This is a genomic window from Bradyrhizobium sp. CCGUVB1N3 (genome assembly GCF_024199925.1).
GTDB lineage: Bacteria > Pseudomonadota > Alphaproteobacteria > Rhizobiales > Xanthobacteraceae > Bradyrhizobium.
Map to the genome: position 1 here is coordinate 1,454,453 of NZ_JANADR010000001.1, position 26,236 is coordinate 1,480,688.

At 65.5% G+C, this 26,236-nt stretch carries 20 protein-coding genes and 1 pseudogene; 13 read left to right on the plus strand and 8 right to left on the minus strand.

Annotated elements, in window-relative coordinates; translation table 11 throughout:
* Positions 1-57 precede the first annotated feature (57 nt).
* Positions 58-1,413, plus strand: a complete 1,356-nt coding sequence (locus tag NLM33_RS06885; protein ID WP_254095354.1) for a M23 family metallopeptidase — start codon at positions 58-60, stop codon at positions 1,411-1,413.
* Here the strand turns inward: NLM33_RS06885 and NLM33_RS06890 are convergent.
* Positions 1,410-2,336: a LysR family transcriptional regulator gene (locus tag NLM33_RS06890; protein WP_254095355.1), complete on the minus strand. Its 927-nt coding sequence runs from the start codon at positions 2,334-2,336 to the stop codon at positions 1,410-1,412. The genes NLM33_RS06885 and NLM33_RS06890 overlap by 4 nt on opposite strands.
* A gap of 129 nt (positions 2,337-2,465) precedes the next feature.
* On the opposite strand from NLM33_RS06890, the gene NLM33_RS06895 reads away from it, so the two are divergent.
* Genes NLM33_RS06895 through NLM33_RS06920 form a run of 6 tightly spaced genes read left to right on the plus strand, consistent with a single transcriptional unit; the run spans position 2,466 to position 7,385 of the window.
* The gene (locus tag NLM33_RS06895) at positions 2,466-3,140 is read left to right on the plus strand and encodes an RraA family protein (RefSeq protein ID WP_254095356.1); all 675 of its coding nucleotides are present in this window, start codon (positions 2,466-2,468) and stop codon (positions 3,138-3,140) included.
* Complete coding sequence (locus NLM33_RS06900; protein ID WP_254095357.1) at positions 3,137-4,354, plus strand: aspartate transaminase; 1,218 nt, start codon at positions 3,137-3,139, stop codon at positions 4,352-4,354. Before NLM33_RS06895 ends, NLM33_RS06900 begins: the two co-directional genes overlap by 4 nt.
* Before the next feature lie 25 nt (positions 4,355-4,379).
* Entirely contained in the window at positions 4,380-5,198 is an 819-nt protein-coding gene (locus NLM33_RS06905; RefSeq protein WP_254095358.1) for an ABC transporter substrate-binding protein, read from the plus strand.
* 53 nt (positions 5,199-5,251) lie between these two features.
* The gene (locus NLM33_RS06910) at positions 5,252-5,950 is read left to right on the plus strand and encodes an amino acid ABC transporter permease (RefSeq protein ID WP_254095359.1); all 699 of its coding nucleotides are present in this window, start codon (positions 5,252-5,254) and stop codon (positions 5,948-5,950) included.
* On the plus strand, positions 5,950-6,654 hold the full coding sequence (locus NLM33_RS06915) for an amino acid ABC transporter permease (RefSeq protein ID WP_254095360.1): 705 nt from the start codon (positions 5,950-5,952) through the stop codon (positions 6,652-6,654). Before NLM33_RS06910 ends, NLM33_RS06915 begins: the two co-directional genes overlap by 1 nt.
* Before the next feature lie 8 nt (positions 6,655-6,662).
* Positions 6,663-7,385 (plus strand): amino acid ABC transporter ATP-binding protein, encoded by a 723-nt coding sequence (locus NLM33_RS06920; RefSeq protein WP_254095361.1) that lies wholly within the window; start codon positions 6,663-6,665, stop codon positions 7,383-7,385.
* Between the two features lie 19 nt (positions 7,386-7,404).
* Here NLM33_RS06920 and NLM33_RS06925 read toward each other — a convergent pair whose 3' ends face one another.
* Both NLM33_RS06925 and NLM33_RS06930 read right to left on the minus strand, forming a co-directional pair.
* Complete coding sequence (locus NLM33_RS06925) at positions 7,405-8,592, minus strand: DUF5666 domain-containing protein (RefSeq protein WP_254095362.1); 1,188 nt, start codon at positions 8,590-8,592, stop codon at positions 7,405-7,407.
* The gene (locus NLM33_RS06930) at positions 8,589-9,470 is read right to left on the minus strand and encodes a DUF6502 family protein (RefSeq protein WP_254095363.1); all 882 of its coding nucleotides are present in this window, start codon (positions 9,468-9,470) and stop codon (positions 8,589-8,591) included. Before NLM33_RS06930 ends, NLM33_RS06925 begins: the two co-directional genes overlap by 4 nt.
* A gap of 129 nt (positions 9,471-9,599) precedes the next feature.
* Between NLM33_RS06930 and NLM33_RS06935 the strand changes: the two genes are divergently transcribed.
* The 5 genes from NLM33_RS06935 to NLM33_RS06955 are packed head-to-tail and all read left to right on the plus strand — an operon-like array spanning position 9,600 to position 15,106.
* On the plus strand, positions 9,600-9,758 hold the full coding sequence (locus NLM33_RS06935; RefSeq protein WP_254095364.1) for a hypothetical protein: 159 nt from the start codon (positions 9,600-9,602) through the stop codon (positions 9,756-9,758).
* Between the two features lie 19 nt (positions 9,759-9,777).
* Complete coding sequence (locus NLM33_RS06940; RefSeq protein ID WP_254095365.1) at positions 9,778-11,700, plus strand: glycosyltransferase; 1,923 nt, start codon at positions 9,778-9,780, stop codon at positions 11,698-11,700.
* Between the two features lie 4 nt (positions 11,701-11,704).
* On the plus strand, positions 11,705-12,445 hold the full coding sequence (locus tag NLM33_RS06945) for an ABC transporter ATP-binding protein (RefSeq protein ID WP_254095366.1): 741 nt from the start codon (positions 11,705-11,707) through the stop codon (positions 12,443-12,445).
* Positions 12,442-13,827, plus strand: coding sequence for a glycosyltransferase family 1 protein (locus NLM33_RS06950; RefSeq protein WP_254095367.1), 1,386 nt, complete (start codon positions 12,442-12,444; stop codon positions 13,825-13,827). The genes NLM33_RS06945 and NLM33_RS06950 overlap by 4 nt, the downstream gene beginning before the upstream one ends.
* 10 nt (positions 13,828-13,837) lie before the next feature.
* Entirely contained in the window at positions 13,838-15,106 is a 1,269-nt protein-coding gene (locus tag NLM33_RS06955; RefSeq protein ID WP_371929911.1) for an O-antigen ligase family protein, read from the plus strand.
* Here NLM33_RS06955 and NLM33_RS06960 read toward each other — a convergent pair.
* From NLM33_RS06960 to NLM33_RS06980, 5 genes and pseudogenes are all read right to left on the minus strand, one after another.
* Complete coding sequence (locus NLM33_RS06960; protein ID WP_254095368.1) at positions 15,086-16,012, minus strand: DMT family transporter; 927 nt, start codon at positions 16,010-16,012, stop codon at positions 15,086-15,088. The two genes, NLM33_RS06955 and NLM33_RS06960, sit on opposite strands and share 21 nt — an antisense overlap.
* An 85-nt stretch (positions 16,013-16,097) precedes the next feature.
* Positions 16,098-16,982, minus strand: a pseudogene (locus tag NLM33_RS06965) (NAD(P)-dependent oxidoreductase); the annotation flags it as partial.
* Positions 16,973-18,104, minus strand: a protein-coding gene (gene prfB, locus NLM33_RS06970) for a peptide chain release factor 2 (protein ID WP_254095370.1) whose coding sequence is annotated in 2 segments (ribosomal slippage) — positions 16,973-18,034 and positions 18,036-18,104 — 1,131 coding nt in all. Because the reading frame shifts where the segments join, the coding sequence is not laid out codon by codon here. The pseudogene NLM33_RS06965 and the gene prfB, both read right to left, overlap by 10 nt.
* Before the next feature lie 111 nt (positions 18,105-18,215).
* Entirely contained in the window at positions 18,216-20,714 is a 2,499-nt protein-coding gene (locus tag NLM33_RS06975; protein ID WP_254095371.1) for a penicillin-binding protein 1A, read from the minus strand.
* Between the two features lie 267 nt (positions 20,715-20,981).
* Positions 20,982-22,277, minus strand: coding sequence for an N-acetylmuramoyl-L-alanine amidase (locus NLM33_RS06980; RefSeq protein WP_254095372.1), 1,296 nt, complete (start codon positions 22,275-22,277; stop codon positions 20,982-20,984).
* A gap of 720 nt (positions 22,278-22,997) precedes the next feature.
* Between NLM33_RS06980 and NLM33_RS06985 the strand changes: the two genes are divergently transcribed.
* Positions 22,998-26,078, plus strand: a complete 3,081-nt coding sequence (locus NLM33_RS06985) for a ribonuclease E/G (protein WP_254095373.1) — start codon at positions 22,998-23,000, stop codon at positions 26,076-26,078.
* Positions 26,079-26,236 lie beyond the last annotated feature (158 nt).

The window sequence follows — 26,236 nt, forward strand, 5'->3', positions numbered from 1 at the left end:
CAGATTGCTGCGGCAATTGAGCCGTACGGAACCTCTCCGACCGGCGCGGGAGTGCCGATGTCGAAAAGTTCTGCCCAATTCTCCCAATACTCCCAGCATCACCCTCACGACCACGGGCGGCCCTTCAACCGCCGTCCTGTCAGCACAGCGGCCGCTATACCCCTTCCCGCCGCCGACGACGCCTACACCATCGTGCATCACGGCAAGCAGGTCCGCCTCGGGCCCGTGGTGTTCTGGATCGTGGTCGGGACCGTCGTGCTGCTCGGGCTGTGGTCGGCGGCGACCGCCACCTATTTCGCCTTCCGCGACGACGTGCTGACGCGGCTGATCGCCCGCCAGGCCGAGATGCAATACGCCTATGAGGATCGCATCGCCGAGCTCAGGGCCAAGGTCGATCGCACCACGAGCCGGCAGCTGCTCGACCAGGAGCAGTTCGACCAGAAGCTCGACCAGATCATGAAGCGGCAGACCGCGCTCGAGTCGCGCGCAACCGCGCTCGGCGCCATGCCCGACGTGACCGGATCGATCCCACGCGCGACACCGCAACGCGGCGATGCCACCCCGCCTCAGGGCACGCCGAAGCCCTCGCCGATCAGCGACACCGTGATTTTCGTAGCGCCGCCGGATCGCGAGGCCCGTCTTGAATCCCGCACACCTGTGATCGCCAGTCCGCAGCCGAACCAGTTCGCCAAGGTTCAGGGTTTTGACAACGTCCTGGTGCGTTTGCAGACCTCGCTTGACCAGGTCGAGAGACGCCAGATTGCCGCGCTCGGCGCCGTTGAGGACAACATGGAATCGCGCGCGCGCCGGATGCGCGGCGTGGTCAGTGATCTCGGCCTGAACCTCGCCGATCTCGAAGCCGCCGTGCCGCGGACCGCGATGGGTGGGCCTTTTGTTCCGGTCAAGCTTACGGCGAATGCCGGTCCGTTCGAGAAGCAGCTCTATCGTATCAACGTCACGCGCGCCGAGGTGGATCGGCTCAACCGCACGCTGGCGCTGGTGCCGTACCGAAAGCCCGTCATCGGGGAGGTCGAGTTCACCTCGGGCTTCGGCGTGCGCAGCGATCCGTTCCTGGGCCGGCCGGCGATGCATACGGGCCTCGATTTCCGCGCCGCGACCGGCGATCCCGTCCGCGTCACCGCCAACGGCAAGGTGGTCTCGGCCGGATGGTCGGGTGGCTACGGTCGCATGATCGAGGTCGACCATGGCAACGGGCTCTCGACCCGCTACGGCCACCTCTCCGAGATCAACGTCAAGGTCGGCGAGATCGTGAAAATCGGCCAGGTGGTCGGGCTGGTCGGATCGACCGGCCGCTCGACCGGTCCGCATCTGCACTACGAAACCCGCATCGACGGCGAAGCGGTCGATCCGCAGAAATTCCTGCGCGCCGGCGTACGCCTCAGCGCGGGCTAGGCCTGTCGGACGCGCCGCGCCGACAAGCCTCGAAGCGAAAAATCACAGCATTCACGTGCAATCCGTGCGATCTGCCCTGCCAGCGGATCGACGGCGTCCGCACGCGTCACGGCAAAATACCTGATCTGCGGGATGGGCGGCGACGTCGTGATCGTGCGCAGCAGACCGATCTCGATCTCGTGCCGGAAATACTGCTCGGTCAGAAATGTGATGCCGAGCCCGGCCACGGCCAGCGCCGAGAGGACGCTCAGGCTGTTGCACTTGACGACGCGATTGAGCTTGATGCCGCTCGCGCCCAGCCAATCCAGAACGAGCTTCTGCAAGCCTGATCCTTCTCCCTGGGTGAGGATCGGGTATCGCGCGATTTCATCGAGCGCGGCCTCGTTGGCCTTGGGGCCGACGCCGGGCGCCGACATCCATTGCAGCGTGACGCTGTCGAGCGGCAGCGCGTTGAAGTCGGCGCTGGCCGGCGGATCAAGACCAATCACGAGATCCAGGCGACGATCGGCGAGCTTGTCGAGCAGCACGACGCTGGATTCCACTTCGGGCTCCGGAATGACCGCCGGATAGGCTTCCTTCATGGCCACGATCAGTTTCGGGAGCCAGGTCAGCGCCACAAGCTCGGTGACGCCGAACCGGAAGGCACCACTGAAGGCCAGCGGCCCGGCTGCGACCTGGCGCATTCGCGCCTCGAGCTCCAGGAGCTGAGAGGCGAGCTCGATCAGGTTTTCACCGCTGCGCGTCAGGCTGATGGTTCGGCTGTTGCGATCGAAGAGCGGGCTCCCGACCGCCGCTTCCAATTCGGCGATGCGTTTGGAGATGGTCGATTGCGCGAGATTCAGCCGCTCCGCAGCGTCGACCACACCGCCCAATTCGGCAATCCAATAGAAGGCTTCGACCTGCTTCAGCGTCAGGCTCACCATGGTTGCACCGCCCATCAATCGAAAAAAGCGATCTAATATCTAGAAAAATATTCACTTTTCTTCAAGCCTGTCGCAGGGCAGGCTTCAGGCGACATCTGCGCTCCAGCGCACAGCCCATCGGTTTTGCCTATGCTCCTGCCCGGTCATCGACTGCTCCCCTCACCGCCCTCCGTCCCGCCTGCAATCATCGCCGATTTTGCCGCCGCGCAGGTCGCAATCGTCTCCGACAATATGAATCGGCTGCACGGCACGCGCGCGCTCCGGCCATTCCATGGCAACGCCCGCCTGATCGGCACCGCGATCACCGTCAAGACTCGCGCCGGCGACAATTTCATGCTGCACAAGGCCTATGAGCAGCTCCGGCCGGGCGACGTGCTCGTGGTCGATGGCGGCGGCGATCTCGGCCAGGCCCTGGTCGGCGAGATCATGATGACGCGCGCCAAGGCGATGGGAGTTGCCGGTTTCGTCATCGACGGCGCAATCCGTGACGTCGGCGCGTTCGCCGAGGCCGGCTTTCCCTGCTTCGCACGCGGTGTCACGCATCGCGGTCCCTACAAATCAGGTCCCGGAGAGATCAACGTGCCCGTCGCGATCGATGGCATGGTGGTGATGCCGGGCGACGTCATTCTCGGCGACGAGGATGGTGTTGTCGCGTTCGACCGATCCGTTGCCGCGGAGCTGCTCGAGCGGGTCAAACAGCAGGAGGCGCGCGAAGCCGGCGCACTCGCAGCGATCCGCGAAGGCCGCCTCGACAATTCCTACATGGGCACCGGAAATACGCCTGCCCAAGGGGCTGCGTCATGAGCCGCGCCGGTGCCATCGCCCTCGCCCCGAGGGTCCATCGGATCAAGCCGTCGCCGAGCATGGTCGCGCGGGATCGGGTCCGCCAGCTCCAGGCCGAGGGACGCGACGTCATCGATCTCACCGCCGGCGAGCCCGATCTGGACACGCCGAAACACATCCGCGCAGCGGCTGCTGCCGCGCTCGAAGCGGGAGCGACGCGCTACACGCCGGTCAACGGAACGCCGGCGCTGCGCAAGGCGATCATCGAAAAGCTCGCCCGCGAGAACGGCGCTCGCTACGCCATGAACGAGATCTCCGTCGGCGGCGGCGCCAAGCAGGTCATCTACAACGCGCTCGCCGCCACGCTCGGAGCCGGCGACGAGGTCATCATCCCGGCACCCTATTGGGTCTCGTACCCCGACATGGTCGAAGCCTGCGACGGCACGCCGGTGATCGTGAGCTGCGGCGAGAACTCGGGATTCAAGCTGTCGGCCGTTGCTCTGGAGCAAGCGATCACGCCCAAAACACGCTGGCTCATCCTGAACTCCCCGTGCAATCCCACCGGCGCGTTCTATTCCGCCGCCGAGATAGTTGCGCTAACCGAAGTGCTGCTGCGCCACCCCAATGTCGCCGTCATGACCGACGACATTTACGAGCACATCCGCTTCGATGGCGGGGCAACGTCGTGCATCGTCGCCGTCGAGCCTCGGCTGAAGGAGCGGACTTTGCTGGTCAACGGCGTCTCCAAGACATACGCCATGACCGGCTTCCGGCTCGGTTATGGCGCGGGGCCCGCACAGCTCATCGCAGCCATGAACACGATCCAGTCGCAGTCGACGTCCTGCACGTCGGCGATCAGCCAGGCGGCTGCGACCGCAGCGCTCGAAGGCGACCAGAGCTTCGTTACGGAGGCCCGCGAGATGTATCGCCGCCGCCGCGACCGTGCGGTCGCCATGCTGAACGATATTCCCGGCCTCTCTTGCCTTGCGCCCGACGGCGCCTTCTATGTGTTTCCGTCTTGCGCGGGCCTGATTGGAAAGACCACGCCCGAGGGCAAGGTCCTGAAGACCGATCTGGACGTCGTCATGCATTTCCTCGATGCCGCCGGCGTCGCGGTGATCGATGGAACGGCCTACGGCATGCCGTCCTATCTGCGCATGTCGATCGCGACCTCATTGCCGATGATCGAGGAAGCCTGCACACGGCTCGCACGAACCTGCGCGGCCTTGCGCTAACCGCAGAAGGATGAAGGAAAGAGCCATGAGATTATTCCAGGTCGCCGCTGCCGGACTCCTGTTCCTCACCGGCGTTGTCGGCGTGGCAAAGGCCGACGAGCTTGCCGATGTGAAGGCCCGCGGCAAGCTGGTCTGCGGCACGCTCGGCACGGCCGAGCCGTTCAGCTTCCAGGACCTCAAGACACGGGAGATCGTCGGATACGACGTCGACATGTGTCGCAAGGTCGCGGAGTCCCTCGGTGTCGCGCTCGAGCTCAAGCCGATGGCCGTCGAGGCCCGCATCCCCGAGCTGCTCCAGGGGCGGGTCGACATCCTCGCCGCCAATCTCGGCTGGACCAAGGAACGCGCGCAACAGATCGACTACAGCTATTCGTACTTTGTCAGCGAGCAGAAGGTGCTTGTGTCCGCAGATTCCGGTATCGCAACTCTGGAACAGCTATCGGGCAAGAGGGTCAGCGCGCTCAAGGGATCGTCCTCGGAACAGGGCGTGAGACGTGTCATACCTACGGCAGAGACTGTGACTTTTCAGGATTCGTCCTCGGCTTTCCTTGCTGTCGTTCAGGGAAAGGTCGACGGTTTTTGCGCTTCGGAGCTGATCCTGGTGAAGCTCCGCAAACAGGCGCAGGCATCCGCGCCGATGTCGATCGTTGAGAAATCGGTCTTCGTCGAACCGTGGGGACTCGGCGTCCGCAAGGGCGAGGCCGCCTTCAAGGCCCAGGTCAACAAGGTGCTGACCGAGCTGGATTCGTCCGGAGAGGCCGGCAAGATTTTTGCCAAGTGGTTCGGCCCCGATACCGTCTATGGAATGAAGCTCGATTTCAAGATCGAGGAGATCAAGGGTTGACGCGCCGGCGCTGGCATATGTCCGCTTGAACTTCCGGAGTGCATGATACAACGATGGGCTATGTCTTCGATCCAGCCGCAGTCCTCACCGGTCAATATCTGGACTGGTTCATCTGGGGACTGGCGACGACGATCGCGCTGACCCTGGCGGCCTGGCTGCTCGGAATGACGATCGGGATCATCCTGACGCTCGTCCGCATGCTCCCGTTCCGGCCCTTCGAATGGCTGGTCGCGGGTTACGTCGAATATCATCGCAACGTTCCGTTGCTGGTTCAGATCCTGGTCTGGTATTTCGGCGTCCCGCAACTGTTGCCTCGCGCCCTCCGCATGTGGGTCAATAGCCACCACAGCGAGTTTCTCCTCGCCATGGTGGCGCTGGGCCTCGCCAGCGCGGCCTATATCACCGAGGATCTGCGCAGCGGAATTCGTTCGATCCCGAAGACGCAGTATGAAGCCGCGCGTTCGATCGGGTTCAGCTATCTCCAGGCGATGAGCTACGTGATCCTGCCGCAGGCGCTGCGCATCGTGATTCCGCCGCTGATCAACCAGACCCTGCTCCTGTTCAAGAACACCAGCCTCGCCATGGCGATCGGCGTCGGCGAGCTGACCTATCGCACGCGCGAGGTCGACAGCTATACGTTCAAGACATTCGAAGCGTTTGCGGTCGCAACGATCATCTATCTTGCGATCTCCTTCGCCATCATGGCGCTCGGCGCCTTCGCCGACCGGCGGCTGAAACTCGAGTTGCGCTGATGCTGCAGATCCTCGAGGACAACTGGCTTCTGTTCCTGATCGGGCAATACCCGCACGGCCCCATCGGCGGCCTCGCCATGACGCTGTTCCTCGCGGTCGCTGGTCTATCCCTCAGCTTTCCCGTCGCGATTGCGCTGGCGCTGGCGCGTCTCAGCTCGCATCGTTGGCTTCGCGGACCGGCGACCGCCGTGGTTTACGTCGTGCGCGGCTTGCCGCTGATCATGTTCATCTTCTGGACCTATTTCGCGCTGCCGCTGTTGATCGGACGTACGGTCGGAGGCGTCGAGACGCTGCTCTTCGCGCTCGTCGTCTATGAGGCGAGCTATCTGTCGGAGATCATCCGCGCCGGGATTGAAGGCCTGCCGAAAGGCCAGACCGAAGCGGCAAAGGCCCTTGGCCTCGGTTACGTTCCGACCACCTTCAAGGTCATCCTGCCGCAAGTCCTGCACAACATGATGCCAAGCCTGGTCAGCCAGTTCGTCTCCACCATCAAGGAGACCTCGCTCGGCTATGTGATCAGCGCCAACGAGGTGACCTTTGCGGCGAGCCAGGTCAACAACCAGCTCATGACGCAGCCGTTCGAGGTCTACGGCTTGCTGGCGCTGACCTATTTCACGCTTTGCTTCACCCTGACATCGGCGGCGCGCTGGCTGGAACGACGGCTGGCCGCCGAACGCGGTGGGCTCGGCGTTCAGCCGGCGTGAGGGCAGCCATGATCCGCTTCGAGGCCGTCGACAAATGGTTTGGCCAGCACCAGGTGTTGGCCGGCGTGACCGGCGAGGTGAAGCGCGGAGAGGTCGTCACGCTGCTCGGCTCATCGGGCTCCGGCAAATCCACGCTCATTCGTACGGTGACGCGCCTGGAAGACATTCAAGGCGGACAAGTCCTGTTCGAGGGCGTCGATGTCGCGGGGCGTGGCGTCGACATCAACCGTCTGCGCCAGCGCGTCGGATTCGTGTTCCAGGCGTTCAACCTGTTTCCGCATCTCACTGTTCTCGGCAACATCACGCTGGGGCTGGAGCGCCTGCGAAAAATGCGCAAGGCGGCGGCCAGAGAGCGCGCCATGACCGAGCTTGACCGCGTCGGGCTGGCAGACAAGGCCGACACCTTGCCGTCCCGCCTTTCCGGCGGGCAGCGGCAACGCGTTGCGATCGCACGCGCGCTGGCGATGGATCCGGACGTCATGCTGTTCGACGAGCCGACCAGCGCGCTCGATCCGGAAATGGTCGGCGAGGTGCTGCGGGCGATGAAGTCACTGGCGCAGAACGGCATGACGATGGTGGTCGTCACGCACGAGATCGGTTTTGCCCGCGAGGTCGCGGACACCGTCTGGTTTCTCGACAAGGGCCAGATCGTCGAAAGCGGTCCGCCCGCCGAGGTCCTCGATGATCCCAATCACGAGCGGTTGCGCTCGTTTCTCTCAAGGGCGCGTTAGGGCGCTCTCACGTTCGCGGCTAGCGCCTGCCGCCACCCATCCCGCCACCGGGACCACCGAATCCGCCACCGCCGGGCCCCGTGGGACCCCCGGGTGAGCCAAGGCCGCCTGGACCGGACGGACCGCTCGGGCCCGATGGACCGGAGCCGGGAGCCGAACCAGGGCTCGAACCAGGGGCACCACCAGGCGCGCCGGGCTGGCCGCTCGGCGAACCGGGCGTGCTGCTTCCCGGATGCAGGATCGAGCCGCCCGGCGAGCGGCCGCCAGAGCCAGGCGGGCTGGCCGGTCCCTGCAGCGACGACCCCGGGAACTGCGTGACGGCCTTCACCGATTCGACCTGCAAGCCGCGCGCGCGATCGAGCACGCCGTTCAGCACCACCCGAGCCTCGCCCGCGCTCGGCCCAAATCGCGAGCCATCATGGGCGACAAGGCCGGAGCCGAGCTGCAGATTGGCGCCGGCGCGCTGCACATAGGCCTCGACCGATAGCCGGCTTGCGCCGGCGAGATCCGAGAAATCGTCGACCCGGGCGTGCGCGACCTGAAGCGTGCCCTGGCTCGCGCTGCCCTCGACCTGAACGCGCTGGCCGACCAGGGCCACATCGGCACCGTTCAGCCGCAGGCCGCCGATATGCAGCCCGTCAGGACCGCGCTCGACCAGACCGGAGACCCGCGCGGTGGCATTGCCACGCTGCTCGACGAGGCTTGCGACGATCGTTCCGTCGGTGCGGCGCAGCCCGAACACGGCCACATGCGTGCCGACGCGGCGCCAGCTCTCCTGGCCGCTCGACTGCACCTTCTGGCCGAGCACGGTGATCTCGTTGCCCTTCACTGCTTCGATCGGGCCCGCAACCTCGCTGGCAATATTGATGCTGCGCGTCGCCAGCGTGCCATCGGGCTGCCGGACGGCGACCACGCGCGCGAGCTGTCCGATGCGCAAGCTCTTGGTCGTCGTCTGCTCGCCGTCGATCCGCACCGGCACGTCGGCCGCGTAAGCGACGCGCTCGCCATTGACGTAGATACTGCCGAAACGCTGGATCACGCCGACGATTCCGGTGCCGCCGATGCCCTGATCATCGCCGCGGCGGATTCCGGTGCCGCCGATGCCCTGGTCGGTGCCGCGCCTGGTTTGCGCCCAGGCGGCGGCCGTTCCGGCGAGCCAGAATCCCGCGAGCAGCAGGCGGCGGGATATGCGCGGCGGCGTGGTCATGAGCGACCGCCCTCGCCGCTGCCGTCGCTCTCCTCCTCGACGTCCTCGCAATAAATGTAGATGCCGAAATTCCAGCGGGCATCGCCGCCCTTGTCCTTGGCGAGCGCGCGATTCGCCTCACGGTTGGCGGTCTTGAGCGCCTCCATCGCAAGCTCGCGCGAGCGCGCCTCGAGCCGTTTTGCAAGTTTTGGCGACAGGCCGTTGTAATGCACCGCGCGTTCGAGGAACCGCGGTGCGGGCCCAGAGACGTTCTCAGCCGCCGCAGCGATATGGTCGTGCAGGTTGCGGCCGAGATAGTGCCATTTGCTGTCGTCCTCGCCGCGCGGAACGAAGGCCGCTTCGACCAGCTCGATCTCGTCATCGCCGTTGATGGTCACGAGCTCGCGATCGAGCCATTCGTCGAGCACCGCGCGGGGACGGACGTCTTTGGTCACGGAAGCGACCAGCTGCTCGAACGAGGGAGCCTCGCCTGCGGCCGTGCGCGGCAGCGGCAGCGGCTCACCCTTCGCATCGGTGAATTCGGGCGCCGCCAGCCAGCGCGCGATCACGGCGCTGGTCAGTGACACCGCCGCCGGCGCCTCATGCACGGGCGCGCCGGCGCCGCGCAGCCGCGACACCTCCTTGCGATGGATTCCCGTGAGCAGGCTGACGCGGCTGTCGGTCTGCTCCTTGCCTTCGAGCGCGAAATCGTGCTCGGCGACGTTGACGAACAGCTCGCGGAGCAATTGCGCCAGCGCCGGAAAGGTCATGCCGCTGCGGATGCACAGGCGCACCAACGGGCGCAGCAGCCGCGCCAGGGGCGCGTGCAGCTTTGCCGCGGCGTTCGGCTGTGGTGCAGCCGGCTTATCCGCCGCCTTGGACCCGGGCTTGGAATTCATGTCTGAATTGTAACGGCGCCCCGCGTGGGACACAATCCCACTTTTTTCGTTTGCCACGTTGACGTGGTAACTTTTCCCACATATACGAGACGCAACTGAGGGCACGACTCGAAAGGGAAAGTTGACCCAATGCCTGACCGCCTGGTCTGCAATTCCAGCATGATTTCCGCACATCTCGGCCGACGCCGCGCCGGCGCGGTCGAGCCGATGCTGCCCGCACTCGTGCGCGGCGTGATCTTCATCTCGACGCTTGCGGTGCCCTTCGTTGCCGCCCTCCTGGCCGGCTGAGCGGAGCAGGACGAGCAACATGCCCCCTGTCAGCGAACCCACCCGCCCGTCGGTTCTTCATATCTTCAAGGTCTACTATCCCGACCTGTTCGGCGGCACGCTCACGGTGATCCGCGACATCTGCGCGAGCCTGAAGGATGCCTTCACCTCCGCCGTGCTGGTCTGCTCGAAATCCGCCGAGCAACGCCGCAATATCGTCGTCAACGACGTCGCCGTGGAGCGCGTGCACTCATTCGGCGACGTGCTCTCGCTGCCGGCCGCGCCGACCTATCCCTGGCGCCTGTGGCGCAAGATCGCACAGCACGACCTGCTGGCGCTGCACGCACCGTTCCCGCTTGCCGACCTCCTCTTGGCATTCGGCTTCCGCCGCAAGCGGCCGCTGGTCGTGCATTGGCATGCCGACATCGTCACCCATGCGGGCCTGCGCTGGTTCATCGAACCGTTGATGCGCCGGACGCTGCGCCAAGCGACCACCATCATCGTCTCCGACCGCGTGCTGGTCGACACCACGCCGCTGCTGCGGGAATTCGCCGACAAGTGCCACGTCGTGCCGTTCGGCATCGACACCACGAAATATGACTGGCCGAGAATCGATCCCGAGCACGTCAACGATCGCGGACGGCTCGTGCTCGCCTGCGGGCGGCTCGTTCCCTACAAGGGATTTGAGGTGCTGATCCGCGCCGCACAGGGGCGGAATTTCGAGGCCTGGATCATCGGCGAAGGTGCCGAGCGCGCGCGGCTCGAGCAGCTGATCGCCGAGCTCGGCGTTGGCGACCGCGTCCGCCTGCTCGGTTCCGTGCCCGATTGCGAGCGCGTCAAGCTGATGTGCATCGCCGACGTGTTCGTGATGCCGTCGGTGACCAACGCCGAGACCTTCGGGCTCGTCCAGCTCGAGGCGATGGCGGCGGGCCGGCCCGTGGTCAACACGGCGCTCGATACGGCCGTGCCGCATGTCGCGCGCGACGGTATCGAGGCGATCACCGTGCCGCCCGGCGATGCCACAGCGCTTGGCGACGCCATCGACACCCTGATCCGCGATCCCGAACGCCGCCGCCGCATGGGCCTTGCCGCGCGGACGCGCGCGGCCACGCGCTACTCCGCCGCGGCCTTCAAGAACGGCATGGAGATGGTGTACGCCGAGGCGCTTGCCGCGAGCGCAAGCCGCACCGCCCCGGCCCCGTCTGCCACGCCGGGCTGGCTCGACGTCGTCAGGATCGCGGGCGCGCTGGCCTGGTCCGACATGCGCCATCGCTATGTGCGCTCGCTGCTCGGCCCGTTCTGGATGTCGCTGCAGATGGCGATCGTAGTCGCTGTGCTGGGCTCGGTGATCGGCCAGATGTCCAACGCCGGCGTGCTGGCGCGGCTACCCATGCTCGCGCTGTCGATGACAGCCTGGACCTTCCTCAACAGCGTCGTGCTCGACGCCACCACGGCGTTACAGGGCTCGGCGAGCCTGATCCGCGACCGCGCGCTGCCGCCGGTGATCTTCCTCCTGCAATGCACCTTCCGCCAGGCGCTGTTCGCGCTCCACAATGCCTGCGTGCCGCTGATCCTCTGGCTGGTGCTGACCCCGCGCGATCTCTCCCACGCACTCGCCGCCCTGCCGGGGCTGTTGCTCTTCATCGCCTGCACCTTCGCGCTGAGCCTGGTGCTCGGCGCCATGGCGACGCGGTATCGCGACCTCAAGCCGATCATCGAATCCTCGCTAATGCTCGGCTTCCTCTCCTCGCCCGTGATCTGGTCGACGGAGATGATCAATCACCGCTCGACCATCATGCGGCTCAATCCGCTGACCCATCTGTTCGCGGTGTGGCGCGAGCCTCTGGTGGGTGGCCATGTCGACACCCTCAGCATCGTCTACGTGCTGGCGTGCCTTGCCGTGCTGACGCTCGCAAGCTGGCTGACGTTGGTCCAGCTGCGCAAAGCGGCCTTCTGGATCTAGTCTCATGGCCTCGATCAACCTGCGTAACGTCAGTCTCGATTATCCCCTCTACGGCGCCTACGATTACTCGCTCAAGCGCCGCCTGCTCGGCCATCTCATTCGCGAGCAAGGCGGCATGCGGATCATCCGCGCCGTCGACAACATCACGATCGAGGCCGAGGCCGGCGCACGCATCGGTCTTGCCGGGCCGAACGGCTCGGGCAAGTCGACGCTTCTCCGCCTCATTGCCGGCGTCTATCCGCCGAGCAGCGGCAGCGTCGCGATCACGGGCAACATCGTGCCCCTGCTCGGCCTCAATGCCGGCGTCAACCTGGACTTCGTGGCGGAGGACAATATCGCACTCCTGCTGCGGATCTCCGGGCGCAAACCGACCCGCGCGATCATCGACGAGATCTGGGCCTTCACCGAGCTCGAGGAACGGATGCAGCGGCTGCCGCTGCGGATGTTCTCCTCCGGCATGCTGATGCGTGTGCTGTTTGCGACCGCCACGGCCTTCCCGGCCGACATCCTGTTGCTCGACGAATGGCTCAGCGTCGTCGACGAGAATTTCTCGGTCAAGGCGCAGGCCCGGCTGCTCAAGCTGGTCTCGCAGGCCGCGATCGTGATCATTGCCTCCCACGACCAGCCGCTGCTGCGCCGCACCTGCTCCACCATCATCAACCTCGATCACGGACGCGTCGCCTCGACGATCGCCGTCGAACCGCCAGCCGCACATCCATTCGAGCTCCGCGAGATACGCGCATGAAGAAGAGTATTCTGGTCGTCTCCGAGGCGCTCGGCGAGCCCAACCACAAACGCGGCATCTTCCACTTCACCCGCGAATTGATCCGCTCGCTCGAAGCCGACGGCCACGAGCTGACGCTGCTCGTCGAGACCACGCGCCGCTATCGCAAGCTGCGTGGACGCGAGCGGCGCACCGGGCTGTTTCCAAGGCAAGCGCGCAACATCGAGCTCCTGGCGCTGTACCGTTACCTCGACGAGGTCAACATGAGCGAGCCGATGATGCGCAGCCATGGCGGCCTGCGTCGCCTGTTCGGCTGGATCCGGCACCGGATCGACATGGCGACGTCGTGGGAATACGCCCTCTGCTTCCTGCGGGCGATCGGCCTGCGCGGGATGAGCACGCGGTTGATCGAGAACAAGAGCGCCGCGCTCGAATACATCCCACCGGATCTGCGTCATCTTGAGCTGTTCCGCGATTTCCAGCTCGAAGCCGGCTTCTACAGCTATCAGGACTCCTCGGCCCTCTTCCTGCTGCCGCCGCCGCGGATCGACGCCCGTGACTACGACGTCATCCTCGTGGATACGCCGACCCGCGTCGCGATCAAGCGCAAGCCCGGCGCCAAGGTGATCTGCGTGGTCCACGACCTCTTGCCGCTCACCGATCTCAAGCTCAGCGACGTCGCGACGCGCCTGTTCCTGTCTCGCCTCCTGACGAGCCTGAGCCAAGCCGACGAGCTCGCCTTCGTCTCCAACTACAGCATGATGCGGTTCAGGGAACTGTTGCCGCAATTTGCCCATCTGCCTGCGAGGGTCGTCTACCCCCGCACGCAGTTCGACGCCCCGGATGTCCTGCAACTGCCAGCCCCGTCTGGGCGTCCGGGGCGGCCGAGCTTCGTGGTCATAGTCTCCAACGAACCGCGCAAGAACGTCGCCACCGTGATCCGCGCTTTCCGCGGCATGCCTCAGGCCGATCTCGTCGTGATCGGCTATGCCGGCCTTGCCCCGCAGATGCGCAACCTGCCGCCCAACATCCGCTTTGCCGGCTATGTCGACGAGCATGAGAAAGCAACCCTGATCGCCGAGGCGCACGGCCTGATCATGCCGAGCTTCGCCGAAGGGTTCGGCGTGCCGATCATCGAGGCGCTCGCGGCGAACACGCCCGTGCTCTGCTCCGACATCGCCGTGTTTCGCGAAGTCGCGGGCGAGCTCGCCGACTATTTCGATCCGTTCTCGGCCGAGTCGATCCGCGCCTCCGTCACGCGCGTCATCGCGCGGCAGGAGGAATGCCGCCGCGACATCAGGGACCGCCGCGGCGAGCTTGCCGAGCGCTTCGGCTATCAGACCCAGGCCCGCGACTTTCTCGGCCAGTATCGGCCCGCCGAAAGCATGATGGCTGCGCAATAGGCGCCTCGTCATGACCGTCGAAGCAGCCGAACACGGCGCGGCCCTCGCCGCCCACACGCGCGGCGTGCTTGCGCCCTCACGCAACACCGCAAGGCTGATGCACGGCGCAGACCTGCTCGCCGCGATGATCGCGGCGTCGCTGCCGTGGTCGACCTCGCTGCCGTCGATCTTCGTCGGCCTGTGGCTGCTCGTCCTCGTGCCGACCATCGATTGGCGAGAGTATGCGGGCTTCCTGAAGCAGCCGGCCTTCGCCCTGCCATTCGTTATCCTGGGGCTCGCGCTCCTCGGCACCCTCTGGTCCGACGCCGCCTGGGCCGACCGGCTGCACGCAATCAAGCCGGTTGCAAAGCTCGTCATCATTCCGCCGCTGCTCTATCACGTCCGCCGCTCGGAGCGCGGCACGTGGGTCCTCGCGACCTTTCTCGTCTCGTGCGCCGCGCTCGCGGTGTTCTCCTGGATCGTGCTGTTCCACCCCGCATGGAAGATCGCCGCGACGGCATCGGCCGGCGTACCCGTCAAGAACTACATCGACCAGAGCCAGGAATTCACGCTGTGCGCCTTTGCGCTCGCGCTGCCGACGCTGACGTTCTGGCGTGAGCGACGGCTGGCCGCGGCATTTGGCTGCGTCGCGCTGATCCTGCTGTTCGTCACCAACATGCTGTTCGTCGCCTCCGCCCGCACTGCGCTGCTCTGCATGGGCGTGCTGCTGGCTTTATTTGCCTGGCGTTATCTGGGCAGGCGCGCTGCCATGCTGCTGCTGGCGGGCACTGTGGCGGCGAGCCTTGTCGCCTGGACGACGTCGCCGTATCTGCGTCAGCGGATCACCGATGTCGCCGTTGAATACCAGCATGGACACGAGGACATCAGCCACGCCTCCACCGCGCAGCGGCTGACCTATTGGCGCAAGGCGATCGCCGCCTTTGCGCAGGCACCCCTGCTCGGCCACGGCACCGGCTCGATCAAGCGGCAGTTCGAGCGTGCTGCCGCGGGACAGAGCGGCCTCGAGGCCGAAGTGGTCAACAATCCCCACAACCAGACCCTCAACGTCGCCATGCAGTGGGGATTGCTCGGCGTCGTCCTACTCTACGCGATGTGGCTCGTCCACCTCTCGCTGTTCACCGGCGACGGCCTTGCGGCATGGATCGGGCTCGTCGTCGTCGTGCAGAACATGACGAGCTCGTTGCTGAACTCGCATCTGTTCGATTTTCATGCGGGCTGGATTTACGTCCTCGGCGTCGGCGTTGCCGGCGGCATGACGCTAAGAGCCGAACGCCGCTGAACAGCGGCGCCACAAATTCAGCACACGTCCGTCGATCACCAGCAATGCGCTGCCGATGACAAGCGCCCCCGCGATCTCGCGCAGCGAGACCGGCTCGTCCAACACGAGCCAGCCAAGAAGAATGGCGGTCACGGGAATGAGCAACGTCACCAGCATGACATTGGTCGCGCCCGAACGTCGCAGGATCTGGAAGAAGACGATATAGGCAAGCGCCGTCGACAGACCCGCAAGGCCGAGCACCGCAAGCCAGGTCGTTACATCAGGCATCGGAAGTCGCCATGGCTGTTCGATCGCACCGGCGATAATGGCCATCATCACGGTCGAAGCCAGCAGCTGAAAGGTTGCCGTCCCGAGCGGCGGCGAGTCCTTCAGCAATCGACGTGCCGCCAGCGCCGCGAGGCCATAGCTGAAGGCGCCGCCGAGGCACAGCAAAATGCCGAGGCCCTGCCCCGTCCTTGCCTCGACGCCCCATCCTCTCAGCATGACCACGCCGACGAGCCCCAAAGCGACGCCGGCGACGCGCCGCATCTGCAACGTCTCCTCGCCCGCCACCGCCATCACGATCACGGTGAACAGCGGCGTGGTGGCATTCAGGATCGACGCCAACCCACTCGGAATGAAGGTCTGGCCGACCACGATCAGCGAGAATGGAACAACGTTGTTGAGCAGCCCGATCGCAAAGAACGTCCTCCAGCCGGCGACGCCGCTCGGGGATCCGATCTTGTAGGGCCGCAGCAACGGTAGCAGCAGGGACGCGCCGATCATAACCCGGAGGAAAACGAGGGTGAACGGCGGCAGCTCGCGCAGCGCGGCGCCGTTGAAGAAGAACGAGCCGCCCCAGAGAATGGAGAGCACGCCGAGGAGCGACCAATCACGGGTGTCGATCCGGTTGTCGTTGGCAATCATCGTGTCCCGCTTTCGCGATTGAACGGACCGCCTACTCCGGAACCACAGCCATTGCCACCCGATTTCCGATTGGGAAAGAGCAGGCCTATTTCGGCCGCGACACGAGCTCGATCATCCTGCCCTCGTCATCGTCGGGCATCACGGCCTTCGCGCGCGCATAGGCGTCCACGGCCGCGCGGCCGACCAGCGGCTTGTCGGCGAGCAGGCTTTCGGCGAGCTTCACCGCGTAGTCCGCATCCTTGTGCCGCAGCGCTGACGTGAACGTCGCGCCACTGAAATCGCGCGCGACCATGCGCTTGGAATGGCGCACCACCTGCGGGCTTGCGGCGACACCGGCCTGGATCGACTCCAGCACCAGATTCATATCGAGCCCGGCCTGCTCGGCGATCGCAAGACCTTCGGCAAGGCCTGCGATCTGGATCGCGCCCAGGAGGTTGTTGATGAGCTTGTAAACCGTGCCGGAGCCAACCGCGCCGAAATGGCGGATGGTCGAGCCGATCGGCTCGAGGAACGGCCGGGCGCGTTCGAGATCGGCGCTGTCAGCGCCGACCAGCAAAGTCAGCTTTCCTGCCGCTGCCGCATCCGGCAGGCCAGTTACGGGGCAGTCGATGTAGATGAGCCCGCGCCCGTTCAATTCGCGCGCCATCTCGCGCGCATGATCGTACGAGACCGTCGAGCACTCGATCGCGATGGTGCCGGACTTTGTCGTCTTCGCCGCGCCATTCGGACCGAGCCAGACCGCGCGCGACGCTTCATCGTCAGCGACCATGGTGACCACGGCGTCCGCATCGATCGCGGCATCTTCGGGCGAGGTCGCCCAGCGCGCGCCGCGCGCGATCAGGTCTTCCGCCTTGGCCTTGCTGCGATTCCAGAGCGACACGGTGAAGCCGGCATCGAGATAGCGGCCGGCCATGCCGTGGCCCATCCGTCCAAGCCCAATGAAGGCGATGCGGGGCATGGCTAGTCGACGTCCTCGATCTCGCCGGTGGTGGTGCCGAAGGCACGCTGCGCCAGCGTTGCCGCCATGAACTCGTCGAGATCGCCGCCGAGCACGCCCGACGTGTCCGACGTCTGCACGCCGGTGCGCAGATCCTTCACCATCTGGTAGGGCTGGAGCACGTAGGAGCGAATCTGGTGGCCCCAGCCGATATCGGTCTTGGCGGCCTGGTCGGCGGCGGCCTTCTCCTCGCGCTTCTTCAGCTCGATTTCGTAAAGACGCGCGCGCAGCATGTCCCAGGCCTGCGCACGGTTCTTGTGCTGGGAACGACCGGCCTGGCAGACCACGGCGACTCCGGTCGGGATATGCGTGAGACGGACCGCGGATTCGGTCTTGTTGACGTGCTGGCCGCCGGCGCCGCCCGAGCGCATCGTGTCGGTGCGTACGTCGGATTCCTTGATGTCGATCTTGATGCTGTCGTCGATGACGGGAAACACCTGCACGCTCGAGAACGAGGTGTGCCGCCGTGCATTGGAATCGAACGGCGAGATGCGCACCAGACGATGCACGCCGGCCTCCGTCTTCAGCCAGCCATAGGCGTTGTGGCCGGAGACCTGGATGGTCGCGGACTTGATGCCGGCCTCTTCGCCCTCGGACTCCTCGAGATATTCGACCTTGAAGCCGTGCGTCTCGGCCCAGCGCGTGTACATGCGCAGGAGCATCTGCGCCCAGTCCTGGCTCTCAGTGCCGCCGGCACCGGCATGGACCTCGAGATAGGAATCGAACCGGTCGGCCTCGCCCGAGAGCAGAGCCTCGAGCTCGCGCCGTGCGACTTCCTTTTTCAGGTTCTTGAGCGCAGCCTCAGCCTCGGCGACCACGCCCTCGTCGCCCTCGGCCTCGCCGAGCTCGATCATGCCGACGTCGTCTTCGAGCTGCTGCTCGACCTTGCCGATGCCCGACAGCGCATCCTCCAGCGAGGTGCGCTCCTGCATCAGCTTCTGGGCTTTCTGCGGATCGTTCCAGAGATTGGGATCTTCTGCGAGCTTGTTCAGCTCAGCGAGGCGCGCCGTCGATTTCTCGACGTCAAAGATGCCTCCTCAGCAGCCCGACTGACTGCTTGATCTCTTCTACCAACCGTTCGATTTCGGCGCGCATGTCGTTCTCTGGTCTCGCGGAATTGTCCGCGTTCGAATGAAATGGGGATGTAGCGGCGGCGGCTGCAAAGCGCAACCGCCGGCCCGCCGCTCATCCGTCTTATCCTGGGGCCTAATAGAGCCCGCCGGTGCCGGGCCGCATGAAGAAGCCAGAATCGGGCGGCGCCTGCTGCTGGCCACGGCCGTCGGCATCGGCGACCCCGATGACCGAGTAGTTATCCGGCGGCGCCGTGCCGGGCTTGAAGGCTTCCAGGATCGTGCCGCCGGTCTCGCCCGGGCCAGCGCGCATGCCGGTCTTGGCGACGACGCGGATCAGCTTGATGCCGGCCGGAACCTTGAACGGAACTGCCGGCTTGTCGGCGAGCGCGAGCTTGAGGAAATCGCGCGCGATCGGCGCCGCCAGATGGCCGCCGGTTGCCGCGTTGCCCTTACCGAGCGGGCGCGGCTTGTCGTAGCCCATATAGATGCCGACCGCGATGTCCGGCGAGAAGCCGACGAACCAGGCATCCTTGGCCTCGTTGGTGGTGCCGGTCTTGCCGGCGATCGGCTTGCCGACTTCCTTGACGACGGTGGCGGTACCGGCCTGGACGACGCCTTCCATCAGCTCGGTGATCTGATAGGCCGTCATGGAGTCGAGCACCTGCTCGCGGCGGTCGACCAGCTGGGGCTCGGCCTGGCTCTTCCAGCCGCCCGGTGCATCGCAGCCGCGGCATTCACGCTGGTCGTGCTTGAAGATGGTGTGGCCGTAGCGGTCCTGGATGCGGTCGATCAAGGTCGGCTTCACGCGGCGCCCGCCATTCGCGATCATCGAATAGGCCGTGACCATCCGCATCGCCGTCGTCTCGCCGGCGCCGAGCGCGTAGGAGAGATAGTTCGGCAGCTCGTCATAAACGCCGAACCGGCGCGCATATTCGCCGATCAACGGCATGCCGATGTCCTGCGCGAGCCGCACGGTCACGGTGTTGAGCGAGAGCCGCAGCGCGTTGCGCAGCGTCACCGGCCCCTGGTACTTGCCGTTGGAGAAGTTTTCCGGCCGCCAGACGCCGCCGCCCTGCCCCTGGTCGATTTCGATCGGCGCATCGACCACGACGGTCGACGGCGTATAGCCGTTATCGAGCGCTGCCGAATAGACGATCGGCTTGAACGACGAGCCCGGCTGCCGATAGGCCTGTGTGGCGCGATTGAACTGGCTCTGGTCGAACGAGAAGCCGCCGACCATCGCGAGCACGCGGCCGGTCCAGGGGTCCATCACAACCATCGCGCCCGACACTTCGGGGATCTGGCGGAGGCGGTACTGGCCTTCGACCGGTTGCCCCTCCTTGCTGTAGAGCGGATCGGCATAGATCACGTCGCCGGGCTGAAGCACCTGCGACACCGCCGTTGCCGCTTTGCCCTTCGAGGGGCCCGAGGCGGCCTTCGCCCATCTCACACCGTCGAGCGTGACGATGCCAGTCTCGCGCTGCTTGCTGACGGCGCCGCCGAGCTCGCGCGCCGGCTGGAAGCCGATGCGCGCCGACTGGTCACTGGTCTCCAGCACCACGGCCATGCGCCAGGGCGAAATGTCTGAGAGCGATTTGATGTCGGCGAGCTTGACGCCCCAGTCGCCGGAAATGTCGAGCTTGCTGATCGCGCCGCGATAGCCCTGCTGCTCGTCATAGTTCACGAGGCCGGTGACCATGGTCTTGCGGGCCATGACCTGGATCTTCGGGTCGAGCGTGGTGCGCACCGAGAGGCCGCCCTCGTAGAGCTTCTTTTCGCCATAGCGCTCGAAGATGTCGCGGCGGACTTCCTCGGCAAAATATTCGCCGGCAAAGGTGTGGGCGCCGTTGGAGCGGTTGGTCACGGCCAGCGGCTCCTTGCGCGCCTTCTCGGCGTCAGCCTGCTTGATCCAGCCATTTTCCTGGAGGCGGTCGATCACGTAGTTGCGGCGCTCGATGGCGCGGTCCCGGTTGCGCACCGGATGCAGCGTCGCCGGCATCTTGGGCAGCGCCGCCAGATAGGCCGCTTCCGCGACCGTCAGCTCGTTCACCGACTTATCGAAATAGACGAGCGAGGCCGCGGCAATGCCGTAGGCGCCGAGGCCGAGATAGATTTCGTTCAGATACAGTTCGAGGATCTTGTCCTTGGAGTAGGTCTTCTCGATCCGCATCGCCAGCAAGGCTTCCTTGATCTTGCGGGCGAACGACACTTCGTTCGTCAGGAGGAAGTTCTTGGCGACCTGCTGGGTGATCGTGGAGGCGCCCTGCGGACGGCGGTTGGAGCCGTAGTTCTGGAGATAGACCAGCCCGGCGCGCGCCATGCCGGTGTAGTCGATGCCGCCATGCTCGTAGAAATTCTTGTCCTCGGCGGCGAGGAAGGCGTTGATCACGAGCTTCGGCACCGCCTGGATCGGCAAATACAGCCGGCGCTCCTTGGCGTATTCGCCAACCAGCGAGCCGTCGACCGCGTGCACGCGGGTCATCACCGGCGGTTCATAATCCTGAAGCTGAGAGTAGTCCGGCAAGTCCTTCGAGAAATGCCAGATCAGGCCAGCCATGGCCCCGACGCCCACCAGGAACACCACGGTTCCCGCGGCGAACAGGAAGCCCATGAACCGTATCAGCAAGCGCATTATCTGTTTATCCGTTCAAACCTTGAACAACCCATGGAACGACCCACGGAACGATCCATGAAACGATTCTTGGCGCCGGCAAAAGGCGCCTTCCTCAAATCGCGAATTCACCGGCGTACCAGATTACACCACTTAAGAGCTTCGCTGGGCCTGTAGCCCTAACACGCTTGCCGAAGGGGGTGTCGATTCCTGCCCCCATCCGCGGTTTTTATAAAGCGCCCGCTGTGGCCAAACTAGGGCTTTGCGCGGCCAGCCAAAACTCCCTTGTCAATTGCCGGATCCGGCGGTCGCGAGCCGCTTGGCCAAAAAGGCGTCGATGGCCTGGGCCATCGACGTCACAGTCCGGGAACGCCAGCTCTCGGAGACCAGATGCTCAAGGTCCCCTTTATTGGAGACATAACCCAGTTCGACCAGCACCGAGGGCACGTCAGGCGCCTTCAGCACCCGGAAGCCTGCCGACTTCAGGGGATGCTTGTGCATCCGTGCCGTCGTCTTCATCTCGCCCATCAAAAGGCGGGCGAAACGGTTTGAAAAGGTGCGGGTTTCCCGCTGGGCAAGGTCGATCAGGATGTCCGCGACGTCGGCCGGTTCATCGGACAGATTGACCCCGCCAATAGCGTCGGCCTTGTTTTCGGCTTCGGCCAGCCGCTCGGCTTGCGCGTCGGAGGCCTTGTCCGACAGCGTGTAGATGGTGGCGCCCTGGGCATCGCCCTCCCCACGCGGCAGCGCGTCGGCGTGGATCGAGACGAACAGCGCGGCATTGATGGAACGGGCGACTTTGACGCGGTCGTTGAGCGGGATGAAGGTGTCGTCGTCCCGTGTCATGACCACGCGGTACTTGCCCGTCTTCTCCAGCCGGTCGCGGAGCGCCAGGCCAAAGGCCAGCACCAGGTTCTTTTCACTCTCGCCGCTCGACTGCGTACCGTTGTCGATGCCGCCATGGCCGGGATCGATCACCACCACGGGACGCGAATCCGTCGGCGCTGCGGTTTTTTGCTGGGCTGGTTCGGGCGCCGCTGGCGCCGGAGGAGCATCCGTTGTCGCCGGGTGCAGAGCGGCCCGGCTTTCCGGTGCCGCCGACTGCACGAAAGCAGCGCGATCGACCTCCTCCAGCTCCAGCACCAGCCGGGCCGGCTGGCCGTTGGCGGCCTCGAGCACGTAGGAATTGGCGATCTTGGCGGGGCCTGCGAGGTCGAGCACGATTCGCGAGCCGCCCGGCATCACGAGACCGTAGCGAAACGCCTTGACGAGCCCGCGCCCAGCCGCCCCGGTGCCGGCGGGAAGCTGGAAATTGATCTGGGGAACATCGACCACCACCCGGTATGGCTCGGCCAGGGTGAAAGCCCGGAACGTAACGGTCTGGTCGAGATCAAGAATGAGTCGGGTCTGCCTGACGTCCCCAGCCAGACGCGCCGCCGAGACAACCGGGAAATTCGACCCCGAAACGGCCGCTTGCGGCTGGCTTTCCGCGGCCGCGACGGGCCTGGAATCAGAGCACGGCAATGCCGCGGCGCAAAACAGCGCACATCCCAGCAAAATCAGATGATTTGCGCGGCTCGCCACCGATTCCGTGCCTCCGAGCAGCTCTTCTAACGCAATAGAACCACAGCGTGAATCAGTCCTTAATGACGAAATAACCAAATCTCGCCAAGTGTGACCGGCGCGCGACGCTCGCCCGACGCTCCCTTGCACCAAGGGCGCATTCCTCGTATGTACGAACTGCTGACGGCCAATATTTCCGGTTGCGTCGCTCTCAGCCTCCCGGTGCAGCGCCGGAACTCTCAAGGTTTGAGGATTCCAGCGTTTTCCCCCCTCCTTCACGGCCAGCGCGGCGCGCGGCAGCGAGGTTGGACGGGTCAAGGCTCCGGTGGCGCCGGTCCCAGGTTACCACCAATTTCCAGGGACGGCTTTGACAGGCGGCGTAGCCCGTAACCCGGTTCCTTAATCCCAAGGACCGGCCGTGTTCCCAAGGGGAGAGCGGTTTCGCGCCACACCCTGGCCAGCAGCAACTGATTAAGGGGCGGCGCGCTCGCCGCCCAATGTTTCATACGGGCCGACGCTTGATGCGCCAGACTGTGCCGACCAAAACTGAGAGACAATTCGCGACATTGCGGAGCGAAATTTCCGCGCGTCGCGTTATCCTCTCGGCTTCCGGTTCGGCGCGGCGCGAGTGCGGGTGTTTTGGCCTTCCCCTCACCCCCGAATCAGGTGGACCGTCGCATCACCCGGCAGCGCTAATCGCGCCCACGGTGAATCGCGCCCGCCGCCGCCAAGAGTTAAGACATGCCCAACAAGATGTTGATCGATGCCACCCACCCGGAAGAGACCCGGGTCGTCGTGGTCCGCGGCAATCGCGTCGAAGAGTTTGATTTCGAGACCGCGCAACGCAAGCAACTGCGCGGCAATATCTACCTCGCCAAGGTCACACGGGTCGAACCGTCCCTCCAGGCCGCCTTCGTCGAATATGGCGGCAACCGCCACGGCTTCCTCGCCTTCAGCGAAATCCATCCCGACTACTACCAGATCCCGGTTGCCGATCGGCAGGCGCTGATCGAGGCCGAGGAGCAGGCTCATCGCGAGGCCGAGGAGGAGAACGAGAATCGTTCCCACAACCGCCGCCGCTCGCGCCACCGCAACGCCCGCCGCCGCGGTCACGGAGATCGCGTCCGCAGCGACATCGTTGAAGGCCTCGATGCCGGTGCCGATCCCGCCGCCCTGCCGGTCGAGGGCGAGGCGCTGCCGGAGCACGCCGAGGGCGCTTCGCACGAGGGCGAGCATCTGCACGCCGACGCTGGGCATCACAGCGCGCACGACGACCATGATCATGATGAACATGATCACGACGAACACGCGCACGACGACCATCATCATGGCCATGATGACGATCATGATCATGATGACCATGGTCATGACGGCGAGCACGATCATCACGACCATGATCATGACCACGAGACGCCCGCTCCTGTCGCAGCCCTTGACGCCGAGTCCGTAACCACGACCGAGGCGGTCGCCTGGCCGCAGGAGGCCGCCGCCTCCGAAGCGCAGGCCGAGGCCCTGGCGGACGCCGTGACGGCCGCCGCTGAACCGGCCGATGCGGTGTACGCCGCTGGCGAGAGCGTCGAGGCCCAGCATGCCGAGGCCGCGGAAGCAGCCGATGAAGACGACGATGACGAGGACGGTGAAGAGGCCGAGGAAGAAGTCGTCGAGTCCGTCGGCGGCGACGACGTGCTGGAGGAAGTGCCGGAGCGCACCTTCCGCCCGCGCCGCCAGTACAAGATCCAGGAAGTCATCAAGCGCCGCCAGGTGATGCTGGTGCAGGTGGTCAAGGAAGAGCGCGGCAACAAGGGCGCCGCGTTGACGACCTATCTGTCGCTCGCGGGCCGCTATGCCGTCTTGATGCCGAACACCGCGCGCGGCGGCGGCATCAGCCGGAAGATCACCAGCGCCCAGGATCGTTCGCGCCTGAAGGAAGTGGTGCAGGATCTCGACGTGCCCGAGGGCATGGGCATCATCCTGCGCACGGCCGGCGCCTCCCGCACCAAGCCCGAGATCAAGCGCGATTTCGAATACCTCATCCGGATGTGGGAGACGGTGCGCGACCTGACGCTGAAGTCGCAGGCGCCGACCCTCGTCTACGAGGAAGGCTCGCTGATCAAGCGCTCGCTGCGCGACCTCTACAACAAGGAGATCGACGAAATCCAGGTTGCGGGCGAAGGCGGCTACCGCGAAGCGCGCGACTTCATGAAGATGCTGATGCCGGCCAATGTCAGTGCGGTAAAGCAGTATCGCGACGGCCAGCCGCTGTTCTCGCGCATGGGCGTCGAGAGCCAGCTCGATGCGATGTTCTCGCCGACCGTGCAGTTGCGCTCCGGCGGCTATGTCGTGATCAACCAGACCGAGGCGCTGGTCTCGATCGACGTCAACTCCGGCCGCTCGACGCGCGAGCACCATATCGAGGACACCGCGCTCAAGACCAATCTTGAAGCGGCCGAAGAGGTCGCCCGCCAGCTTCGCCTGCGCGACCTCGCCGGCCTGATCGTCATCGACTTCATCGACATGGACGAGAAGCGCAACAACCGTGCGGTTGAACGCAAGCTGTCCGATTGCCTCCGGCAGGACCGCGCGCGCATCCAGGTCGGGCGCATCTCGCATTTCGGCCTTCTGGAGATGTCGCGCCAGCGCATCCGCGCCAGCGTGCTCGAGAGCTCGACCGATCCCTGCCCGCATTGCGGCGGCACCGGCCACGTGCGCTCGGTTTCGTCCGTCGCACTCCAGCTCCTGCGCGGACTCGAAGAGATCCTGATGAAGGGCGCGACCCACAATCTTGTGGTCCGCACCCGCACCGACGTCGCGCTCTATGTGCTGAACCACAAGCGCGGCCATCTGCGTGACCTCGAGAACAGCTTCAAGGTCACGCTGTCGGTCATCGCGGACCCGTCCGTCAGCGGGCCGCAGGCCTATGTCATCGACCGCGGCGAGCAGGTGCATACGCTGGAAGCCGCCAAGGCGCTGCTCGCGGCGCAGGCCGCGGCAAGCCCGCCGCCCGTGGTTGAAGAGGCTTATGACGACGAGGACGGTTTCGATCTCGAGACCGAATCCGAGGTCGAGACCGACGAGACCGAGGGTCTCACTGAGGAACAGGCCGCAGGCGATGCGGCGCCCGAGCAGGACGGCCAGCGCCGTCGGCGCCGTCGGCGTCGTCGCGGCCGCGGTGGCCAGCGCGAGGGCGAGCTTCGCGAGGACGCCGCGCCGACCGTTCCCGAGCCGGCCTTGGCTACAGGCGAGTCCGACGAGGAAGCCGACGCGGAGCAGGAAGGCGAAGAGACCGAGGAGCAGCTCGACCAGGCCCGCGGAGACCAGGGCGGCGGCGAGCGCCGTCGCCGGCGCGGACGTCGCGGCGGGCGCCGCCGGCGTGGCGGTGGCGAAGAAGGTCTCGCCGGTTCGATCAGCGACGAGCTGAGCGCCAATCCGCCGCCTGAGGCGACGGAGGCGGTCGCCGATTTCGACGGCTTCACGCCGGAGACTCCGTCGATCGCGCAGACCGAAGCGACCGTTCAACCCGCAGCGCCTCAGCCTGAGGAACCGGCCGACGCAGCACCTGCCCCGGCTCAATCCGAGGCTGCCGCCACTGATGAGTCCACGTCGGACAGCGACAAGGCCGCGCGGCGTCGTTCGACCGTGCGTGAAAAAGTGAGCTTCTTCAGCAGCCAGCCCGAGCCCGCTGCCGAGGCCGCGCAAGTGCCGACCGAGGTTACGCCGCCCGCTCCCGCGGCCGAGCCGGCACCGGAGGCCGTAGTCGAAACACCGGCGCCGCAGCCGCGCCGCGCCGGCTGGTGGTCTCGCCGCTTCGGCGGCGGCGAATAGGCCGAACGCTCAAACACAAAAACGCCCGGCCAAGCCGGGCGTTTTTCGTTGAACGGTGGCGTTACCAGACCCTCATGGCGAGGAGCGCGGAACGCGCGTCTCCGGACGGTGCTGCGCATCGCCGGGCGAACCATGAAGGCCAAGCTTTCGCGGCGATC

Excerpts from the sequence above, each read along its gene's own strand:
- NLM33_RS06900 (WP_254095357.1), top strand. The coding sequence starts at position 3,137 with ATGAGCCGCGCCGGTGCCATCGCCCTCGCCCCGAGGGTCCATCGGATC.
- NLM33_RS06925 (WP_254095362.1), bottom strand. The coding sequence starts at position 8,592 with ATGACCACGCCGCCGCGCATATCCCGCCGCCTGCTGCTCGCGGGATTC.
- NLM33_RS06910 (WP_254095359.1), top strand. The coding sequence starts at position 5,252 with ATGGGCTATGTCTTCGATCCAGCCGCAGTCCTCACCGGTCAATATCTG.
- NLM33_RS06940 (WP_254095365.1), top strand. The coding sequence starts at position 9,778 with ATGCCCCCTGTCAGCGAACCCACCCGCCCGTCGGTTCTTCATATCTTC.
- NLM33_RS06920 (WP_254095361.1), top strand. The coding sequence starts at position 6,663 with ATGATCCGCTTCGAGGCCGTCGACAAATGGTTTGGCCAGCACCAGGTG.
- NLM33_RS06985 (WP_254095373.1), top strand. The coding sequence starts at position 22,998 with ATGCCCAACAAGATGTTGATCGATGCCACCCACCCGGAAGAGACCCGG.
- NLM33_RS06945 (WP_254095366.1), top strand. The coding sequence starts at position 11,705 with ATGGCCTCGATCAACCTGCGTAACGTCAGTCTCGATTATCCCCTCTAC.
- NLM33_RS06950 (WP_254095367.1), top strand. The coding sequence starts at position 12,442 with ATGAAGAAGAGTATTCTGGTCGTCTCCGAGGCGCTCGGCGAGCCCAAC.
- NLM33_RS06895 (WP_254095356.1), top strand. The coding sequence starts at position 2,466 with ATGCTCCTGCCCGGTCATCGACTGCTCCCCTCACCGCCCTCCGTCCCG.
- NLM33_RS06915 (WP_254095360.1), top strand. The coding sequence starts at position 5,950 with ATGCTGCAGATCCTCGAGGACAACTGGCTTCTGTTCCTGATCGGGCAA.
- NLM33_RS06960 (WP_254095368.1), bottom strand. The coding sequence starts at position 16,012 with ATGATTGCCAACGACAACCGGATCGACACCCGTGATTGGTCGCTCCTC.
- NLM33_RS06955 (WP_371929911.1), top strand. The coding sequence starts at position 13,838 with ATGACCGTCGAAGCAGCCGAACACGGCGCGGCCCTCGCCGCCCACACG.
- NLM33_RS06930 (WP_254095363.1), bottom strand. The coding sequence starts at position 9,470 with ATGAATTCCAAGCCCGGGTCCAAGGCGGCGGATAAGCCGGCTGCACCA.
- NLM33_RS06890 (WP_254095355.1), bottom strand. The coding sequence starts at position 2,336 with ATGGTGAGCCTGACGCTGAAGCAGGTCGAAGCCTTCTATTGGATTGCC.
- NLM33_RS06885 (WP_254095354.1), top strand. The coding sequence starts at position 58 with ATGTCGAAAAGTTCTGCCCAATTCTCCCAATACTCCCAGCATCACCCT.
- NLM33_RS06935 (WP_254095364.1), top strand. The coding sequence starts at position 9,600 with ATGCCTGACCGCCTGGTCTGCAATTCCAGCATGATTTCCGCACATCTC.
- NLM33_RS06975 (WP_254095371.1), bottom strand. The coding sequence starts at position 20,714 with ATGCGCTTGCTGATACGGTTCATGGGCTTCCTGTTCGCCGCGGGAACC.
- NLM33_RS06905 (WP_254095358.1), top strand. The coding sequence starts at position 4,380 with ATGAGATTATTCCAGGTCGCCGCTGCCGGACTCCTGTTCCTCACCGGC.